Raw genomic sequence first — 19,600 nt, 5'->3', positions numbered from 1 at the left:
AATAGATTGTGGGCCACTATAAAAATTTCATACCCCCGTGTCAAGGAAGGGAATCAGGACCCTCCTGCCAGCCGGAGATATTCCCGAAAGCTCCGCAACACGCGCTTCACGTACTGCCGCGTCTCGCGAAACGGAATCAGCTCGACAAACTCATCCTGGCTGCGCCCCCGATGCTGCGCCGCCCAATTTTCCACCACAATCGGCCCAGCGTTATAGGCGGCAATCGTCTGGATCACGTTGCCGGAAAATTGCGCCAGCAACTGCTCCACATAGCGCGCGCCGATGCGGATGTTCGTATCCTGATCGAACAGATCCTCCCGCGTCACCGCGGGAAGGTGATGCCGTTGCGCCACCGCATTGGCCGTCGCCGGCATGACCTGCATCAGGCCGATGGCCCCCACCCGCGAGACCGCACGCACATCGTACTGGCTCTCTTCCCGGATGATGGCCGCCACCAGATAGGGGCTCACCCCGTTCAATTCCTGGGTCTTGATAGTCGGAATCAGCCCCGTAGGATACGCCACACTCCACAGCCCCGGCGCCACCGTCCCGCCCGTGCGCTCCAGCTTGTCCCGAAATTGCGCCCGCGCCAGCCGCAGCGCCGGATGATAGGCCCCCACTTCATTCAAGCGCATCGACAGCGTCATGAGCACATTGGGGCTATGGCTATAGTGATCCGTCAACGCCGCCAGTTCGCGCGCCGCATCGGCGTCGAGCCCGAGCAGCTTCAGCTCCACCGCGCGGCGATAGGCCGGCTGCTGCTCCACATCCCCGCCGTTCCCCGCTTGGGCCACGGCCGCCTCGCCATTCACCGGCGCAACGGCTGGCTCCAGTGCCGCCGCACGGTCAGACGCCGCTTCCGCCGATTGCTCTTTCGCCAACTGGCAATAATAGGTATAGGGAAACTGCCGGCAAAGTTGCGCATAGACCTCATGCGCACGGGCCGCGTGCAACTGCGTGAGAGACCGCCCGATCCAATAGAGCGCTTGCGGCTCAAAATCACTGTCGTGCTGCGCCACAATTTGTTGCAGCACATCGATCGCGTCTTTGTAACGCGCCGTGCGGTAGTGAACCCAGCCGATCCGCCAGAGCGCTTCAGCCCGCTGCGTCGCGGGCTCCCCCGCCTTCGCCACTTGGCGATACTTCGCAACCGCCTCCTCGTATTGCCCCTGATCCTCCAGCCAAATACCGGCAAATAAATGGATCTGCCCCTTCTGTTCCGCCGACAAGGCCTGCTTCTCGATCGACCGGCTCAGCTCCAACAGCTTGGGCCCCATCGCCTGGCGCAGATAGACCCGTGCCAGCCACACCGTCGCCTCATCCGATTCCGCCACCCGATTTGCCATAAGGGCATGAAACGTTTCGCGTGCGGGATCGTATTGTTTGAGCCTGACTTGTGCGATGCCGAGTTTGAGTTTTGCGCTCCCCCGTTGCGGCGAGGCCGGCTCCATGGCCAGGAACTGCTTCAACTCGTCGATTGCCTCCGCGTGCAGCGCCTGCCCTAGAAACGCCTGCGCCCGGCCGAAATGATCCTCCGCCGTGGGAGCCCACACCGCTCCGCCGAGGTTCGTGCGGAGCAGCGCCTCCGCCTCCTTGGCTTCAGGCGCATAGGCGAACCGCACCCACAACTGCGTGAGGGTTGCCCGGCCGTCCTCCAACTGATTCTCGCGCAGATAACAGGCAGCCAACCGCAACCAGGCTTGCGGCGCCAGCGGATCTTTGTCGTTGTTTGCCACGGCTTTCGCCAGCCACCCGACGGACTCAGGACAACTCGACGCTTGATACCAGGCCTCCCCGGCGCGGAATGCCGCCTGCGTGAGCAGATTGGAATCGGGCACCGCCTGCCCGATGCTTTCAAAGAACCCCGCCGCCTCTTTGGCATCACCGAGATGCAGCAAGGCCTCGCCCATCCAGAGGCGGAGATAGTCGTCGAGCACCCCAAAATCACGCTGGCCCGCGCGGAGAAACTGTAGGGCCGCCGCCGGATTCGGCTCGATCAGCAACACTCCGGACAGCACGCCCGCGCGTTTCGCCCAAAGCGAACCGGGAAACCGTTCCATCACTAACCGCAACCGTTCGAGTTTGAGCGCCGAGACTTGATCTTTGGTGAGCTGACTGCCCAATCGCTCCTTGGGCTGAGCGGCTGCGGCAAAACATTCTTCGGCAGAGTCACAGGGCGCGGCAGCAGCCACGTCTCCGTTGCCCACCTGCGAGGCCAACGCCCAGGCAGGGCAAGCCCCCAGCACGGTCAGCAGTAAAGAAGAGATAAAACGTGAGCGCAGAGCAATCATCATGTTGAAATCTACTATCATATTATATCCTGCGGGGGTAGGAGATACAGCGCTTGCATGCACGTGGCCCTCAGGACGGATACTGCCGAAGCCCTGCGGGCTGTGTTACTCTGCAAGCTGATTATTGACTGGACGCCTGTCGATGACTGAACCTGCTCGCCCACAGACCAACTTGCTGAGCTTGAGTGAAGCCCAGATGACCACGCTGGTGCGCGGATTCGGCTGGCCTGGCTATCGGACCGGGCAGATTTTGCGCTGGCTCTATCAGCGCCGCGCGCGCACCATCGCGCAGATGACCGATCTTTCACAGAAGGACCGCGAACAGCTGGCTGACGTTGCAACGATTGCACGCACACAAGCCTGCACGGTTCTGGAATCGACCGACGGCACGCGCAAGCTGCTGCTCACCTTGGATGACGGGCTGCGCATTGAAACGGTGCTGATTCCCGATGAGGACCGCCTTACGCTCTGCGTCTCGACGCAGGTCGGCTGCATGCTGGATTGCGGCTTTTGCCTGACCGGTACAATGGGGCTGAAGCGCAATCTCAAAGCGCATGAGATCGTCGATCAAATCCTCACGGCTCAGGACCATTTGACCGGCGAGGAGCGGCTCACCAATCTCGTCTTCATGGGCATGGGCGAGCCGCTGGCGAATATCGAGGCCTTGTCCGCTGCCATCCAGTGCCTCCTCAATAAATCATGGGGGCTGGGCTGGTCACCGCGCCGGATCACCGTCTCGACGGCAGGCCTGGCAGGGCGGCTGAACGAGGTGGCCGCGCTCGGTGTGAATCTCGCCATCTCGCTGAACGGCACGACGGAGGAACAGCGCCAGCAGTTGATGCCGGCGGTCAGCCAGATCGCCTCGCTCAAGACACTCATGGCCGCCTGCCGCCGCTATCCGCTCGCCCCGACCAGACGGCTGACCTTTGAATATGTGTTGCTCTCCGGGGTGAACGATCGCGACAAAGACGCCCATCGGCTCGTGAAGCTGCTGAAGGGCATCCGTTGCAAAGTGAACCTGATTCCCTTCAATGAATTTCCTGGCAGCGCCTTCCGCCGGCCGGCTGACCGGAACGTGCTGTCGTTTCAACGCATCCTCACCCAGGCCGGCATCGACGCCTTTATTCGCAAAAGCCGGGGCCGCGACGTGCTGGGCGCCTGCGGCCAATTGGGCAATGTGCCGGCCGGAGCCGCGCCGGTTGCCTTGACACAAATCGAATCCCGTTGCTAGCATACTCCGTGCGACTCACCCGACTATGAATTCACCCACACGCCATTACTACCCGGCCCTCTTGGCATTCCTCGCGATCCTCTGTTCGTGGAACGTCGCGCGCGCGAATGAACCGCACGAATATCTCTTGTCCAATGGAATGAAGGTCTTGCTGGTCGAGGTGCCCAAGGCGCCGGTGGCCACCGTACAAGTCTGGTACAAAGTGGGCTCACGCAATGAAGTGATGGGCCGGGCGGGCCTATCGCACATGCTTGAGCATATGATGTTCAAGGGCACCGCCAAGTATCCCAAGGGCACGTTCTCCCGGATCATTCGCAAGAACGGCGGGGTCGATAACGCCTTTACCAGCCAGGATTTCACGGCCTACTTTGAAAATCTCGCGGCCGACCGTGTCGAACTCGCCCTGGAGATGGAAGCGGATCGGATGCAGGGCTTACTGCTCGATAACAGCGAATTTCAAACCGAGCGGGAAGTCGTCAAGGAAGAGCGCCGGATGCGCAACGAAGACGATCCGCAAGGCGCACTGGTGGAAGCCCTGTTCGCCCAGGCGTTTCTCAGCCATCCCTACCATTGGCCCATCATCGGCTGGTTTGCCGATCTGGACGCCATGTCGCTCGACGATCTTCAGCGCCATTACGACACCTTCTACTCCCCGAACAATGCGACGCTGATCGTGGTCGGCGATATCAAGGCCGACGCCCTGCTCCCCACCATCAAACAGCTCTTCGAGCCGATTCCCAAAGGACCGACCCCGAAGACGACACTGGCCCCTGAACCGGAACAGCGCGGCGAGCGGCGCTTCCTCCTCAAACGTGAGGCTCAGGTGCCCTTTGTCATGATGGGCTTCCGGGTGCCTAATTATGCGAGCGACGACTCGTACGCGCTCGACATCCTGGAGTCGATTCTCTCGCACGGGAAAAGCTCGCGGCTCTATCAAAGCCTGGTCTATGACCAGAAAAACTCGCTGGCCGTCGGCGCCGACTATGGGTTGATGCAGACCGATCCCGGCCTGTTCTACCTCTACTCCCTCGTCACGCCCGGCGCAAAAACCGAGGCGGTCGAAGACGCGCTCCAGCATGAAATCACCCGTTTGCAGAATGACCCGCCCACCGAGCTGGAATTACAGCGGGCCAAGAACCAAGTGGAAGCCGCCCATATCTTTGAACAGGATTCCAATTTCCGGCGGGCCATGTTGCTGGGGGAGATGGAATCGATCGGAGCCGGCTGGCGGCGGGCCGATCAATTTCTCGAACGCATCCGGTCGGTCACGGCCAAGGACGTGCAACGCGTTGCCAGGCAATACCTGACCCACGACAATCGCACCCTGGGCATTCTGCTGCCTCAGCCGCCGAAGCAACCGGAGCCGCAACCGAGCACCGCCCACCAGGGGAAATCGTAATCGCCATGGCTCACCCATCCGATCAACAGGGACTCCATACCGTGAACCGGCTTCGCCGCTGGCTGGGCGTCTGCCGCGCGCTGTCGGTCATCGCGCTGTTCTGTGTGGCCGCTCCGGCACTGGCCGCGGACATCACTCCGGTCAAAGTCACGACGGCCAACGGCATGACCGTGCTAGTGCTGGAACAGCACTTTCTCCCGATCGTGGAAATCCACGCGCTGATCAAAGCCGGCTCGGCCCAGGATCCTTCCGACAAAGCCGGTGTCGCCAACCTCGTCGCCAGTCTCTTGGACGAAGGCACCTCAACCCGCTCCTCGAAGCAACTGGCGGAACAGATCGATTTCGTCGGCGGGTCGTTGGAAGCCAAGGCCGCCGAGGACTTCACCACCGCCTCGGCGCGGGTGCTGAAAAAAGATCTCGACCTGGGGTTCACGTTGCTGGCCGACATCCTGATGCATCCGGCCTTTCCCAAGCAGGAATTCGACCGCGTGCGGTCGCAAATCCTGGGAGAGATGTCGAGCGACAACGACGATCCCGGCACCGTGGCCATGAGGGCCTTTAACCAGCTGGTGTTCCACAACCATCCCTATCGCTGGCCGGTGAACGGCACGGAGGAGACCGTCGCCAAGATTACCCTGGCCGATGTGCAGGGGTTCTATGCGAGGGAGTACATTCCCAATCAAGTCATCCTCACCGTCGTGGGGGATGTCACGGTCGAACAAGCCACGGCCTTGGTGCAGACCCATTTCGGAGCCTGGAAAAAAGGCACGCCGGCGGCCCGTGCGCTAAAAAAGCCCGCGGCGGTGGAAAAGAAAACCGTGCAGCTCATTGAAAAAGATCTCACGCAATCGACGATTATGCTGGGCCACGGCGGCATCAGCCGAAATAATCCCGACTTCTATGCCGTCACCGTCATGAATCACATTCTTGGAGCCGGCGGATTTTCCTCGCGCCTCATGGACTCCATTCGTGACAAGCAAGGGCTGGCCTACGGCATCTCCAGTCACTACGACGCGCGGGCGCTGCCCGGCTCGTTCTGGATCAATCTCCAAACCAGGACCGAAGCCACGAACCAGGCCATTGCCGGAGTCCTGTCGGAGATCAAAGCGATGCGAGACAATCCGGTCAGCGAGCAAGAACTGTCCGAGGCGAAGACCTTTTTGATGGGCAGCTTCCCGCTTCGGCTCGACTCCACCGCGAAGCTGGCCCAGGTGCTCGCGCAAGTTGAATTCTATGGGCTCGGCTTCGAATACTTCAGCCAATACCCCAAATGGATCGAGCGCGTCACCAAAGAAGATGTGCAGCGAGCCGCCAAACAGTATCTCGACCCCGCCCGGTATGCGCTCGTCGTCGTGGGCAATGTCGCCAAGGCCAAAGTTCGCCAGTAACCACTCACCCGTTTGCCGCGAGTTCCTATGCAGCCCCTTCCTCTCCAGCAGAAGCTCACCCGTCTTCGCCAGATCTTTGCAGGCATGGACTCCGTGCTGGTCGCGTACTCCGGCGGCATCGATAGTACGGTGGTGCTGAAAGTGGCCTACGATCAGCTCAAAGACCGCGCGGTAGGAATTACCGCTCTGTCTCCCACCTTCCCGGCCTCTGAACTGGAGGTCGCAACACGCGTGGCTGAGGAAATCGGGGTCCGCCATGAGCTCATAGAGACCGATCAACTCAAGATTCCCGCCTTCGCCGAGAACGATGCGAGCCGGTGCTTCCACTGCAAAACCGATCTCTACCAGTTATTGGGCACACTCCGAGCTGCGCATGCGGGATCCATCATAGTGGACGGGACGAACCTTGACGATCTCGGAGACGACCGCCCTGGCATCAAGGCCGCCCGCGAGTGGGGCGTCCGCAGCCCGCTGGTGGAAGCCGGACTCTCCAAAGCGGAAATCCGAACGCTCGCCCAGGAGCTCGGCCTGTCGAATTGGGACAAGCCTGCCGCGGCCTGTCTCTCTTCGCGCATCCCGCGTGGGATTACGATCACGAGAGAGAAACTCAGCCGCATTGAACAGGCGGAAGCCGTCCTGCAAGGTGAAGGATTCCGGCACTACCGCGTGCGGGACCATGGGGAGATCGCACGAATTGAAGTGGGCCAGGACGAGCTGGCACGCCTGACTGAGCACGAGCGAGGGCTGCGCATCAGCCGGAAACTGAAAGAGCTGGGGTTTCGCTTTGTGACGATTGATTTGGAAGGGTATCGGCCGGGCGGGGTCAGTCTGGGCTCACCGCGCCCGGCCAGATAGTCTGTTGATCAGGAGTGGGCTTTCGAAAGCGCCTCAAGGGCTTCGTCGGCAAACTTGCGGTGATCCGCATCGGTCAGGCTGCGCTGCACGACTTTTTCAGCCACCAGCAAGGCCAGCTCCGTGGTCTGATTGCGAATCTCCTGCACCGCCTTCCGCCGCTCGTGATCGATTTCACGTGTGGCGTCTCCCTTGATACGTTCCGCTTCGGCCGTCAGGCGCTGTTCGTTTTCATCCAACAGCCGTTGCGCCCGCTCCTTCGCTGCCGCGAGAAGGCCTTCGGCTTCCTTGGCTGCCGCGCTGAGCTTGGCCTCGTACTCCTTGAGCGCCCGCTCGGCGTCGGCACGGTGCCGCTCGGCCTGATCGAGGCTGTCCTTGATCTTCTTCTCCCGCTCTTCGAGGATGCCAAGAATGCCCGGGAAGGCAAACTTGTACAGCACGAAGAACAGAATCCCGAAGGAGACGACCTCCCAAAAAATCAGCGACGAGAAAAAACTCGATTCAAACTGCGGCATAGTTGCCCCTACGTGCTGTGTGCTGAGTCCTGAGTGCCGAGCGCATTGCTCAGCACTGAGCACTCACTGCTCAGCACGGTTATTTGCGAAGGCCCATGATGATAAATGCAATGACCAACCCGTACAGTGCGATGGCTTCGACCAGCGCGAATCCGATCCACATGTACTTGCCGACGCGGCCTTCGGCTTCCGGCTGGCGCGCCACGGCTTCGATCATCTTGCCGAAGATGTACCCGATTCCCACACCGGCACCGGCGAAACCCGCCGCCGCCAACCCCATGCCTAACAACGCTGCTGCTGCTGAATCCATTGTGTGCTACTCCTCCCTTGTCTGATCTGACACGCGATTAATGCGCGTGGTCATCGTGGCCGTGCAGATGGAATGCGTCTCCCAAATAGACGCAGGTCAACACGGTGAAAATATAGGCTTGAATGAACGCAATACCGACTTCCAACCCATTCATGGCGATCGTAAAGGCAAACGGCAGCCAGCCGATGAGCATCCCGCCGCTGATCGCCAACCCGAACAGCACGCCCAAGATCACGTGGCCCGCCGTCATGTTGGCGAACAACCGGACGGCCAGCGAAATCGGCCTGGCTAACTGGCTGATCAACTCGATCGGAATCATCAAGGGCAGCAGCCATCCCGGAGTCCCAGGCGGCACGAGAATCCCGAGAAACTTGGCTCCGTGAAGGATAAAGCCCATCACCAGGCTCAACCCATAGACAAGGCACGCAAACACGGCCGTGACCACGATCTGGCTGGTGACCGTATACGATCCGGGAATCAACCCGAGCAAATTACAAAAGAGGATAAAAATGAACAGGCTGGCGATCAGCGGAAAGAACCGCATCCCGTCTTTGCCCATGGTGTCGAGAATAATGCTCCGGATAAAATCCACGAGCATTTCGGCGAGATTTTGCAGCTTGCCCGGCACCAGGCGGCGGGCCGACCCGGCCATGACCATCAACACCGCCGCCAACGCGACCACGATCCACATGAGAATCACGGCTTTGTTGATGGAGATATCCAGCCCTCCAATGGAGAGCGGGATATAATTATGCAGTTCAAATGCGTGAAGCGGACTTTCTTCCACGGCTATCCTTTACGTTCGTTCTCTTGCGGTGACCCCGGCCATCTCATCGCCGACCGGTATGCGTTCCGTATCCCGGCTATGACGCCCAGCACCAACCCCACCACCATTCCCCAGGGAGTAGACTCCAGGAGATAGGTATCGATGGCCCAGCCTAACCCTCCTCCGACAATCAACGCAGCTAGCAGGTCGGTCCCGATTCGGACCGCCTGGCCGAGCCCCGCATAGAACGGATCTTGTGAAGGGGGCATACCATACCCACTGGGGGCGAGTACTCAGACCGCGATACTGAATAAGCACTCCACCGTTTGCGGGCGCGCAATTCAAGCAGAATCCTTATTGAAATGTCAAGCCGTTAGGCCCTGTCCCTCGACCGGATGGCTACGGTATAGTGTGGTCCCTATCGGAGCGCAGATTCGACCGTCTATGACCATGCCATCACCGACGCCCTTCCTCGACGGACCTCCCCAGCCCTTGATCGTCACGATTCGCGGAATCTCCCTGAGTCCGTTCGAGTGCTATAGCCGAGTCACGTCCAACTCTGGCCCCTCCTTCTTATTTGAGAGCGGCAAAGGCCCCCTCACAACCGGCCGCTATTCGTTCTTTGCCGACGCCCCCTATCAAACGTTCTCGGGAAAGAATCATGACTGGACCCTCAGAACATCGGACGGGAACACCAGCACAGGACGGGAACCATTCCACACCCTTGCTCAATTGATGCAGCGCTCCCCAATCCAGCGCCCGCCGGGAGCCCCTCCGTTCTTCGGCGGAGCCGTGGGCTATCTGAGCTACGATCTCGTCCGTCAATTCGAATCCTTACCCAGCCATGCGCTCGACGATCTGCATTTCCCTGATCTGGAGTTCGCCTTCTTCGACCTCGTGGCGGCATTCGATCATGATTCACACGATCTCCACTTGATCTTCTGCCCTCCGCTTGAACGGTTTTCCGGAGAATCGCGGGAATCCCTCTATCGAGAAGGCTGCGACCGGCTCGCCCGGCTGCACGATCGGCTCACCCGTCCGGCCCACGAACCGCGCACGGCTGACTCGTCGGGACCGATTACCTTTGCGCCCCAGCAATCCCAAGCCTCGTACATGGAGCGAGTGCGCCGCTGCCAGGACTACATTGCCGCGGGCGATTTGTATCAAGCCAACCTCTCACACCGCTTTTCCGTCACGAGCCCGCGCTTTGCCCCGGAATCACGCCTCGCCTCGGAACTCCAGGCCTATGCGCGGTTGCGCACCATGAACCCTTCGCCCTTTTCCGGCCTCCTGCGTGTCGGCGAAACCAGCTTCATCAGCACCTCGCCGGAACGGCTGGTGCGCTTGACCGGCCGGCAGGCCGACACGAGGCCGATTGCGGGAACCAGGCCGCGGGGGCGAGACGCGGCTGACGACCGGCGGCTGATGGAAGAATTGCGGGCCAGCGAAAAAGAACGGGCTGAACACCTGATGCTCGTCGATCTTGAACGGAATGACCTGGGACGCGTATGTGAATTCGGCTCGGTCCTTGTCGATGAATTGATGGCCATTGAGCAATATTCCCACGTCAGCCATCTGGTCTCCCACATCTCCGGCCGGCTCCAGGCAGACACGACCGGCTTTGACCTCCTCCGCGCCGTCTTTCCCGGAGGCACCATTACCGGCGTGCCCAAAATCCGTTGCATGGAGATCATCGATGAACTGGAACCCGTGCGGAGAGGCCCCTATACTGGATCGATGGGCTATGTCAGCTGGAGCGGCGATCTGGATTTCAACATCGTGATCCGCACGCTGGTACTCCGGGAGGAAGCCGGCTACCTTCAGGTCGGAGCCGGTATCGTTGCCGACTCGGACCCGGCCAAAGAATATGAGGAGACGATGCACAAGGCCCAGGCCTTCCTGAGCGCCTTATCGTGACAACACCGATGTGGATTTATCTGAATGACCGGTTTGTCGAAGAGAAGGATGCCGTCGTCTCCGTCTTCGATCACGGGTTTCTGTATGGTGATGGCGTCTACGAAACGATCCGCTCCTACGGGAATCGGATCTTCATGCGCGATCAGCACCTGGCGCGCTTGCAGCGGTCGGCCGATGCCATTGGCCTGACGCTCCCAGTCCCTTCCGGCGGATGGCCGCATCTCTTGCACGAGGCGATGGAACGCAATCAGGTGGGAACCGACCAGACCGACGCCTATCTCAGAATTACGGTGTCTCGAGGCGTCGGCGAAATCGGCCTCGACCCCGCGCTGTGCCCGAACCCCACGCTCGTCATTATGGCGAAGCCCTTGCACCCGCCAACCGAGGACACCTACCAGCGCGGAGTGGCGCTGATCATCGCGCAGACCAAACGCAACCTGCCCAGCGCGTTGTCGCCTCAAATCAAATCCACCAACTTTTTGAACAATATTCTGGCCAAGCGCGAAGCCATCGCCGCCGGAGCATTCGACAGCCTCTTCTTAAACTGGGAAGGCCATCTCACGGAGTGCACCGTGAGCAATCTCTTTTTTGTCTCTCAAAACCGGCTCCTGACACCGGCGATTGCGTGCGGCATTCTTGACGGGATCACCAGAGAACTCATCTTACAGTTCGCACGGGAGCTCGGCATCCCGGCCATCGAAGGCCGCTTCACCCCTCACGACCTGCTGCAGGCCGATGAATGCTTTCTCAGCAACACCAGCATGGAGCTCATGCCCGTCATGTCGATCGACCGCCAGCCAATCGGCGCCGGAACTCCAGGCCCTCTGACTCGGCAACTGCATAAGCACTTTATGGACAATCATCGCCGCTTTCTGGAACCGCCGGCTTCGCCCTAGACTCCGATCCTCTTGTTTTCACGATCTATTCCCATTTCCTTGCAGGGTACAGGAACTGCATTTCCTTGACAGGTAGCAGCAGGCTGCTATCGTTTGACCATGCCTGCAAACGAGCGAACCACCATGTTGAGGAGATCTCCATTGCCTACGACCAGAATGCTTCTTTCGACCCTGCTGCTTGGCGCAACATGGCTCACGCTGTCACCCCAGGATCTGCACGCTGAAATCTATCAATACATCGACGCCAATGGCACGATTGCTCTCACCAATGTGCCGAACGATCTTCGCTACCGCCGCATCACCCCCCAATCGAACCGGTTGCACCCCACCTTGTCCGAACGGGAACTCGGGCCGATGATCAGCCGATCCTCCCAGCAACATCAGTTGCACCCCGCCCTGATTCGAGCCGTCATTAAAGCGGAGTCCGACTTCGACCCCATGGCCGTTTCTCGCGCCGGAGCGGTCGGACTCATGCAGCTGATGCCGCAGACCGCCGTGCGCCTCGATGTCCACGACCTGTATGATCCGGAAGACAATATCGGAGGGGGGACCAAGTATCTTCGCCAGCTGCTCGATCGGTTTAGCGGAAACCTTCCGCTCGCCCTCGCCGCCTACAACGCCGGCGAACACACGGTGGACCGCTATCGCGGCTTGCCGCCGATCGACGAAACGCGCCAATACGTCCGCAAGGTCATTCGCTACTATCGGACCTTTCTCATGAAAGACCTGGCGACGACCGGACACGTGATCGCTTCGACCCAACCTGCATCGCAATCACCACACCCGGCTTCCGCCCCGGCTGCGGCGGAGTAAACTCATCCGTACAGGTCAACTGGCTATGGAGCTTCCACCCGGCCCGTTTGACCTGGGGGAAATCGGACCGGAAATGCGCGCCGATGCTGTTCTCGCGCCAGAGCGCCGCCTCGGCCACGCAATGCGCAACCTGCACCATGTTCTTCACTTCGAGATCGGCCCGGCTCACAAACGGGCCTGAGACGACTTTAAGCCAGCGAGACAATTGCGCCGTGGCCCGAACAAGGGACTCGCGCGAACGCACCACCCCGACCTGTCCCCACATCGTGCGGCGCAATGAGCTTCTCAGCTTTTCGGCATCCTCCAACCGCTGCTCAGCTTCACCAGCCAGCGCCGCGGCCTGAGCCGATAGATCGAGCCGGCCATGGCGCTGCGCAAACGCCGTCGCCGCAACCCCCGCCCGCATGCCAAAGACCAATCCCTCCAGCAACGAATTGCTTGCCAGGCGGTTGGCCCCATGCACGCCGCTGCACGCCACTTCTCCAGCCGCAAACAAACCGGGCAGCGTCGTCGCGCCATTCAGATCGGTCCAGACCCCGCCCATCATGTAATGCGCGCTCGGCGACACGGGGATCCACTCTTCCGTGATGTCAATGTCGTAGCGCAGACAGGTCGCATAGATCGTCGGAAACCGGCGTTTGACGAAGTCCGCGCCAAGATGGGTCACGTCAAGATAGACATGCCGCGCCCGCGTCGCGGCCATTTCGGCCCAAATGGCGCGCGCGACGATGTCGCGCGGGGCCAGCGCCCCCAGCGGGTGGTACCGCTGCATGAAGAGCTCGCCTTTGTTATTCCGCAGCTGCCCCCCTTCTCCCCGCATGGCTTCGGACAGCAGAAACGGCGGACTCGACGGAAGATACAGCGACGTCGGGTGAAACTGGACGAATTCCATATCCTGCAGCATCGCACCCGCGCGAAAGGCCATTGCCATTCCGTCGCCGGTGGCATTGGGCGGATTCGTTGTCCGTGCATAAATCTGCCCGGCTCCGCCGGTGGACAACACCACCGCCTTGGCGGGGATGATGAATTGCTTGCCCGATGCTTCGTCCAACACGACCGCCCCGCAACAGCGCCCCTGCTCCACGACCAGATCGACGGTGAAGTGATAATCCAGCCGCTGGATCCGCTTCTGACGGCCGGCCTGCGCCATGAGCGCGCGCACCATTTCATTGCCCGTGGCATCGCCGCGCGCGCGCAAAATGCGGCTGCGGCTATGGGCGGCTTCCCGTGCGAACGCAAACTTGCCCCCGGCTTTGTCGAACTTGGCGCCCCAGCGAATCAATTCCTGGATCCGCTCAGGTCCTTCCTCGACTAAAACCCGCACGGCCTCCTGGCGGCAGAGCCCATGACCGGCCTTCAAGGTGTCCGTGTAATGAATGGCCACGTCGTCCTCTTCGCTCAAGGCCACGGCCACGCCCCCTTGGGCATAGATCGAGTTGCTTTGCAGCGGGTGCCCCTTCGTCAACATGATGACCCGGCCGGACCGGCTCAATTCAAGCGCGGCGCGAAGCCCGGCCACACCGCTCCCGACCACAAGAAAATCGGCTTGGGGCGCCGATGAGGCACGACGAGCTGTCTGCACGGTCGTCTTCACTGGGGCAACTTCTGGCCGGAAGGTGGGAGATCGGAAAGGGCCTGGCGTGTTTTCATGCCAAACGGCAAGTCGCCTTGCACCCCGCGCAGAAGAATGGATTGCGTTCCCACCCACTGCAAGCGCGCATGCCCGCGCTGCCGGATGCCGGCATCCTCGCCGGTTTTCTTCCACAGGCCTTGCCAGTGGACATACACATCGATGTTGTCGCCGTCGATCAAGATCCGCTCCATCTTGAACTCCAACCGAATTGTTTGGAACATCTCGAAATCCCGCTCCGCATCGGCCTGCAGCTGTTCCAGCTGCTCCACCGGCAGCATCACATCCTGAAGGGCCGAGCGATCCCGTTTCTGATACGCCTCGCGCAAGGCCTCAACGGCCTTATCGATCCGGACAAAGCGCTCATGGTCTTCAGGATACAGCATCACCTTCCCTGAGCAGGCGGCCGACAATGAGAGCGCGACAACGGCACACCCTACAACACAGAGACGCGCGAGCAACGGCAACGCAGAAAATGTAGTCATCGTACCGCAGTATAGGAACGTCGCCGGGAGCGGTCAAGGCATCACAATTCGGCGGAAATGTCCGCCGCCATTCTCACGCATCGCTCCATAGCCGCCCGCTTATGGCTTGCTTTTTCAGCCGAAAGTCTCTAGACTCGCCCGACTTGGGAGATTCATTGCATGTCGAGCGTGTTAAAAAAGCGTCGGAAGAAAATGCGCAAGCACAAGTACAAGAAGCTGCGCCGGCGCCAAAAATTCTTGCGTCGTAAAAGCTAGGCTCACCCCGTTCGCCGGGAGGAGGAGATTGTGCCGGAGGGCAAAAAGGTTCGCATCCGCGTCCGTACTGTAAGCTGTACCTACGTGGGGGACTTTCTCGTTCCGCCGATGCGCCATCGTGTCTCTGACGCCATCAATGAGGAAGCACGTCTGTTCATTAGTTTGACAGACGTGCTCATCAATGATCAGGAGCGCTCAGATTTCGTGGCGCTGAACAAGAACCTCATCGAGTCCATCGCGCAACTGTAGACGTTCCCTTTTAAGGGCGTGTCCACACGGCTGCCGTGTGACTGCGATTATGCCGTCTAGGCTTTTCACTGCCATCCCTATCACACTGCCCTCACGCACTCGCGCGATCAGCTGATGTCGAACTTGAAACGCTTTTTCCCGTTTATCCGCCCCTATCTTTCACGCATGGCTGTGGCAGGACTCCTCGTCATGGGGGTCGCCGCCATCAATCTTGCCCTGCTGCGCCTGGCCGGCACCTTATGGGATGTCATTACCGTCCAGCACGATCAGGGGCGGATGACGGAATTGATCACGCTGTTTGTCGGGCTGGTCCTGCTCCAGGGCCTCTGTTCGATGGGGCACAGCTATCTCACGGCCTGGATTTCTCAACACATCATTGCGGACGTTCGCACGCACCTCTTCAAACATCTCCAAAGCCTGGCCGTCAGCTTCTTTGCCCGGCGCCGAACGGGCGAACTGCTCTCGCGGCTGATGAACGATGTGACCGTCATCCAATCCATTGTCACTGAAACACCGATCGATACAGCCAAGCAACTCGTCACCTTCATCGGCGGCATCGGCTTCTTGCTCTCCATGAACTGGCGGTTATGCCTGCTGATCCTCGTCCTTCTTCCGCTGCTGGTCCTCGCCGCAAAATTCTTTGGACGCCAGTTGAAATCCCTCTCAACCTCCATTCAGGACCAGACCGCCGCACTCAGCACGCTCCTGGAAGAAGTGATTTCAGGCATTCGCATTGTCAAATCGTTCGTGCAAACCGCGCGGGAAGACGCGCGTTTTACCGCACAGCTCCATCAGGGCCTCGCCCTGTCGCTCCGCCGGGCAGGCGTAATGGCGCTGTTTATTCCCGTGATTACGCTGCTGACTTTTTCGGCGGCAGCCGCCGTGCTGTGGTACGGTGGCACCCAAGTCATCGAAGGCACCGTCACGCCGGGCGATCTCTTTGCCTTCGTGTTGTTCGCGGGCATTCTGATCGGCCCCTTCAGCTCAGCGGCCAGAGTCTTCGCGCAGATCAAAGAAGCCCAGGGCGCGACCGAGCGGGTGTTTGAAATTCTCAACGCCCAGCCCGACATTCGCGACGAACCGAATGCCCTTACGCTCTCGGCCGTACAAGGCCACGTGCAGGTTGAACAGGTGAGCTTCCACTACGATCCTCGCACACCGGTCCTCTCACACGTGTCGTTTGAGGCCCGTCCCGGAGAACTCGTCGCGTTTGTTGGGCCGACCGGAGCCGGGAAAACAACCGTTATCAATCTGCTCCACCGGTTCTACGACCCCCTTAAAGGCCGCATCACCATCGATGGGCACGACCTGAAAACCGTGTCGGTCGAAAGCTGGTATCGGCAAGTCGCGTTGGTCCCGCAAGAAACGATCCTCTTCGGCGGCACCATCCTGGACAATATTCGCTACGGCAATCCGCAGGCCGACGAAGCCGCGGTGCAGGAAGCCAGCAAGGCCGCCCATGCCCACGAATTTATTTCCGCATTTCCGGATGGCTACCAGACCGTGGTGGGAGAAAAAGGCATCAACTTGTCCGGCGGACAGCGCCAGCGCATCGCCATCGCCCGCGCCATTCTCAAGAATCCGCGCGTGCTGCTGCTGGACGAAGCGACCTCGTCGCTCGACACCGAGTCGGAACGGCTGGTGCAAGAGGCCCTGGAACGGCTCATGGCGGGACGCACAACCTTTGTTGTCGCGCACCGGCTCACCACCATTCAGCGCGCCGACCGCATTCTTGTTTTGGACAAGGGCCGCATCGTCGAATCAGGCACCCACGCGCAACTCTTAGAGCGCAAAGGCCTCTACCATTACCTCTACACCATCCGCTTCAACGAACAACCGGCATAATCCGATCTTATTCGAGCGCTCCGACAACTCCCCCCTCTTTCGTGTTAACCCTTCTGCGTCTTACTCGGCCAGGGAACCGCTGCTAGAGTTAATCCACACCGCCGACAAACCGGAGGAGGATGACATGCCGACACGCCGTTACCAACGAGTCCCCCTGCAGCGCCCCGTAAGCCTTCGCGGCACCGGACACAATCAGTCCGGCATAACCAAGGATTTTTCTCCGGACGGATGTGCCATCCAACAGGATACGCGTTCACTTCATTGCGGCATGCGCCTGAAGCTGCAGCTGGCACTCCCCGATCGGCAAGACCATCTAGAGATCGAACACGCCATCGTGACCTGGACACACAACCAGAAATGCGGCATCCGGTTCCTTGACCTCAGCCCGGACGCTCTCGCACGAATCAAGAACGTGTACGATTTACTCCTGAGCGCACAGCGGATCGATGACCAGGAAGAAGCGCCCATCCTCATCTCGCTTCAACCGATCACCCTGCACTAATCGCGAAGCATCGCGCCTAAATGCTAGAGCGTGCGCACAGCCGCACCTGTCAGGCAAGAGAGAAATGAGACTGGTGGTTTATACGTTGGCAGGACGCACGCCAAGGGATTACAGAAACCTGAATCCGCGACTCCGCAGGGATATCCCCCTCAGCTCGCACGAGCCCGTTCGCGAACGCACAATGCCGAATGAGGACGTGTAATTAAGTTGTATCCTCAGCACGTCACAACCTATTGATAGTGCAAGTGGTCATTTTCAGAATGAGTGCAATATAGTTGCATCCTATCGCCCTACGACCCAGGCAATTCAAATGCCTAGATGAAATAAAATTGTATCCCGATGGCGTATGCTACTCAAAACGGCCACCTAGTATGACGGAATCCAGCCACTCAAAATGCAGCAAACCAGCCGCCCTAGCTGTTCTGAATGGCTGCTTCCGACCCAAAGCCGCTGTTCACGACCGACCGCTATCCGGTGGGCTTACGCCGATCCGCATAAGAACCCGTGATAAATGGCTCTGCGGCCGCAACGCATTGAAACGACGACGAGCATGGCATATTCTTCACGAACAGTAGCGACGTGTTATACGGACAGAAATGGTCGGATCCCGCTCTTACGCCGATCCGTCTAAACATTGTTAAATTCGTAAAGGATATCTGCACCCCATGTACAACCTCCTAGTGACTTCAATGAATGGCGCTTGGGATAAGGGCTTCTACGAATTCGATAAGAGTCGCTTTCTTGAGTATACGAACGAAGATATTGCTTCGGCTCTACAAGAACTGAGTGCATCTCATATCGAAAACTTGAAAAGCTACCCAACCTTGTTCGCGTATGAGGGCATAGATTCTGATGTTCGTATTGGCTATCTCACATCCATTAAGGAACGTGGGCGAAACCTCCTAATTGAATTCGAATTCGAACAAAACATCGCACCAATTCCCTTCGCTCAAATACAACCCATTGCCCCGCTGCTGGATATCCGTAGCTGGGAAATGAACAGAACCCACTGGGCTGTAAAAGACGAAGACTTATTTGAAAGGCTTCGGAAAAAGGGAGTTTTGGGGGCAAGGGGCGAATCAAGAACAACCAAACAAGAAAGGCCAACGATAGAAGAATCTAAGAACCCCAAGATCACCACCATTCAGGAGTTTATACGTAAGGTTCTATCGCTCGAACAGAAAGATGGCCAGGAGGTATTTTACCGCGGCCATTCAAACAAAAAGAAGTACAAGCTGGAGCCGTCATTGTTTCGCAGGGACGAAGACGGAAACCCACTGTACAAGGAAAATGAGCACATACTGTTTCGGGAGTTATTGGTATCAAACTCCGCTGATTTTCAGTCAGATGTTTACACGCTTGATAGCCTAGTTCGAATGCAGCATTACTCGTTGCCTACTCGGCTACTCGATATCACCTCCAATCCACTGATTGCCCTCTACTTCGCATGCAAGTCAACACCTAGTGAAGAGGGGGAGGTAATCGTTTTCTCGATGAAACGGACTGATGTGAAATATTTTGATTCAGATGTGGCTAGTTGCATTGCAAACCTCGCTCGTTTACCAGAATCGGAGAAAAACGCGATTGAGTTCGACGAAGAAAAGTTTAATGAGCAGCTTCCAATAAAGCGCCTCCTTCATTTTATTAGAGAAGAAAAGCCATTTTTCGAGGCAAAAATTATTCCTGAGGATCTTCGGAAAATTGTTTGCGTTAAGGGAAAACAGAGTAACGATCGAATATCTTCCCAATCTGGTGCGTTCCTTCTATTCGGCATGGATGCCGTTTTTAATGAGGAAGGAACTCCGGAAATCAAAGTGTCCAGATTCACCGTGTCGAATAAGGAAAGCATGCTGAAAGAACTCGATTTGCTAAACATTAATGAAAGCACAGTATTTCCGTACATTGAAAACTCAGCGAAGTATATTGCCGAAAAGTTTAAGTTTAACAAGTCAATCCAGCCGACCGCTGAAAACGGCGACTGATTGAAGCGTTAACGCGACAAGGCTGAGGACCGCTTTACGGCGGTGCGATCTCGGTGATGAACTTCCGCTCTTGGCCGGATGCAGCCGTTCAGAGCCTCGAGAAAACCGCAATCCAGTGCCCAACCTTACCGGAGTCGGGGATCAATCAAGACTCAAGCGACACAGTTTGCCTTGGGCAGTTACGCCGACTGGGTTTCAGCATTTTGAGTGGCTGCTTTGGAGCAGTATGGGTGGCCTGTTTGAGTAGAGTACGCAATCACTTGCGCGCAGGCGA

General features: G+C 58.7%; 18 protein-coding genes. 11 read left to right on the top strand and 7 right to left on the bottom strand.

Annotation, left to right across the window (positions count from 1 at the left end; translation table 11 throughout):
- Nucleotides 1-53: 53 nt before the first annotated feature.
- Nucleotides 54-2,294, bottom strand: coding sequence for a transglycosylase SLT domain-containing protein (locus RI101_11755; GenBank protein ID MEC4890723.1), 2,241 nt, complete (start codon nt 2,292-2,294; stop codon nt 54-56).
- Nucleotides 2,295-2,433: 139 nt separating this feature from the next.
- Between RI101_11755 and rlmN the strand changes: the two genes are divergently transcribed.
- From rlmN to larE, 4 genes are read left to right on the top strand one after another with little or no spacing between them, the layout of a single operon-like run.
- A complete protein-coding gene (gene rlmN, locus RI101_11750; protein ID MEC4890722.1) occupies nt 2,434-3,522 on the top strand; it encodes a 23S rRNA (adenine(2503)-C(2))-methyltransferase RlmN in 1,089 nt (362 codons plus the stop codon).
- Nucleotides 3,523-3,547: 25 nt separating this feature from the next.
- On the top strand, nt 3,548-4,921 hold the full coding sequence (locus RI101_11745; protein ID MEC4890721.1) for a pitrilysin family protein: 1,374 nt from the start codon (nt 3,548-3,550) through the stop codon (nt 4,919-4,921).
- A 5-nt stretch (nt 4,922-4,926) separates the two neighbouring features.
- The gene (locus tag RI101_11740) at nt 4,927-6,309 is read left to right on the top strand and encodes a pitrilysin family protein (GenBank protein MEC4890720.1); all 1,383 of its coding nucleotides are present in this window, start codon (nt 4,927-4,929) and stop codon (nt 6,307-6,309) included.
- 27 nt (nt 6,310-6,336) lie between these two features.
- Complete coding sequence (gene larE / locus RI101_11735) at nt 6,337-7,164, top strand: ATP-dependent sacrificial sulfur transferase LarE (GenBank protein MEC4890719.1); 828 nt, start codon at nt 6,337-6,339, stop codon at nt 7,162-7,164.
- Nucleotides 7,165-7,172: 8 nt separating this feature from the next.
- Here the strand turns inward: larE and atpF are convergent, their stop codons facing one another.
- From atpF to RI101_11715, 4 genes are all read right to left on the bottom strand, one after another.
- Nucleotides 7,173-7,676, bottom strand: a complete 504-nt coding sequence (gene atpF / locus RI101_11730; protein MEC4890718.1) for a F0F1 ATP synthase subunit B — start codon at nt 7,674-7,676, stop codon at nt 7,173-7,175.
- Between the two features lie 79 nt (nt 7,677-7,755).
- Nucleotides 7,756-7,986 carry an ATP synthase F0 subunit C gene (gene atpE, locus RI101_11725; GenBank protein ID MEC4890717.1) on the bottom strand — a complete coding sequence of 77 codons (231 nt, stop codon included), beginning with the start codon at nt 7,984-7,986 and terminating at the stop codon, nt 7,756-7,758.
- Between the two features lie 37 nt (nt 7,987-8,023).
- Complete coding sequence (locus RI101_11720) at nt 8,024-8,773, bottom strand: F0F1 ATP synthase subunit A (GenBank protein ID MEC4890716.1); 750 nt, start codon at nt 8,771-8,773, stop codon at nt 8,024-8,026.
- Nucleotides 8,774-8,775: 2 nt separating this feature from the next.
- On the bottom strand, nt 8,776-9,021 hold the full coding sequence (locus tag RI101_11715) for an AtpZ/AtpI family protein (protein ID MEC4890715.1): 246 nt from the start codon (nt 9,019-9,021) through the stop codon (nt 8,776-8,778).
- Nucleotides 9,022-9,196: 175 nt separating this feature from the next.
- On the opposite strand from RI101_11715, the gene RI101_11710 reads away from it, so the two are divergent.
- The 3 genes from RI101_11710 (at nt 9,197) to RI101_11700 (ending at nt 12,378) form a co-directional block, all read left to right on the top strand.
- Nucleotides 9,197-10,669, top strand: a complete 1,473-nt coding sequence (locus tag RI101_11710) for an anthranilate synthase component I family protein (protein MEC4890714.1) — start codon at nt 9,197-9,199, stop codon at nt 10,667-10,669.
- The gene (locus RI101_11705) at nt 10,666-11,565 is read left to right on the top strand and encodes an aminotransferase class IV (protein ID MEC4890713.1); all 900 of its coding nucleotides are present in this window, start codon (nt 10,666-10,668) and stop codon (nt 11,563-11,565) included. Before RI101_11710 ends, RI101_11705 begins: the two co-directional genes overlap by 4 nt.
- A 141-nt stretch (nt 11,566-11,706) precedes the next feature.
- Nucleotides 11,707-12,378, top strand: a complete 672-nt coding sequence (locus RI101_11700; protein MEC4890712.1) for a lytic transglycosylase domain-containing protein — start codon at nt 11,707-11,709, stop codon at nt 12,376-12,378.
- Here RI101_11700 and nadB read toward each other — a convergent pair.
- Complete coding sequence (gene nadB, locus RI101_11695; protein ID MEC4890711.1) at nt 12,281-13,972, bottom strand: L-aspartate oxidase; 1,692 nt, start codon at nt 13,970-13,972, stop codon at nt 12,281-12,283. The two genes, RI101_11700 and nadB, sit on opposite strands and share 98 nt — an antisense overlap.
- On the bottom strand, nt 13,969-14,493 hold the full coding sequence (locus tag RI101_11690; protein ID MEC4890710.1) for a hypothetical protein: 525 nt from the start codon (nt 14,491-14,493) through the stop codon (nt 13,969-13,971). Before RI101_11690 ends, nadB begins: the two co-directional genes overlap by 4 nt.
- Before the next feature lie 285 nt (nt 14,494-14,778).
- Here RI101_11690 and RI101_11685 point away from each other — a divergent pair, with 285 nt between their 5' ends.
- The 4 genes from RI101_11685 to RI101_11670 all read left to right on the top strand — a co-directional run bounded on the left by RI101_11685 (nt 14,779) and on the right by RI101_11670 (nt 19,326).
- Nucleotides 14,779-14,997, top strand: a complete 219-nt coding sequence (locus RI101_11685; GenBank protein MEC4890709.1) for a hypothetical protein — start codon at nt 14,779-14,781, stop codon at nt 14,995-14,997.
- 114 nt (nt 14,998-15,111) lie between these two features.
- Entirely contained in the window at nt 15,112-16,842 is a 1,731-nt protein-coding gene (locus tag RI101_11680) for an ABC transporter ATP-binding protein (protein ID MEC4890708.1), read from the top strand.
- Nucleotides 16,843-16,966: 124 nt separating this feature from the next.
- Complete coding sequence (locus RI101_11675; protein ID MEC4890707.1) at nt 16,967-17,344, top strand: PilZ domain-containing protein; 378 nt, start codon at nt 16,967-16,969, stop codon at nt 17,342-17,344.
- 665 nt (nt 17,345-18,009) lie between these two features.
- The gene (locus RI101_11670; GenBank protein MEC4890706.1) at nt 18,010-19,326 is read left to right on the top strand and encodes an FRG domain-containing protein; all 1,317 of its coding nucleotides are present in this window, start codon (nt 18,010-18,012) and stop codon (nt 19,324-19,326) included.
- Nucleotides 19,327-19,600 lie beyond the last annotated feature (274 nt).

The sequence above is a fragment of the Nitrospira sp. genome, assembly GCA_035968315.1.
Taxonomy (GTDB): domain Bacteria; phylum Nitrospirota; class Nitrospiria; order Nitrospirales; family Nitrospiraceae; genus Nitrospira_D.
The sequence above is the reverse complement of the archived record's forward strand: the minus strand, read 5'-3'. Positions and strand labels throughout refer to the sequence as shown.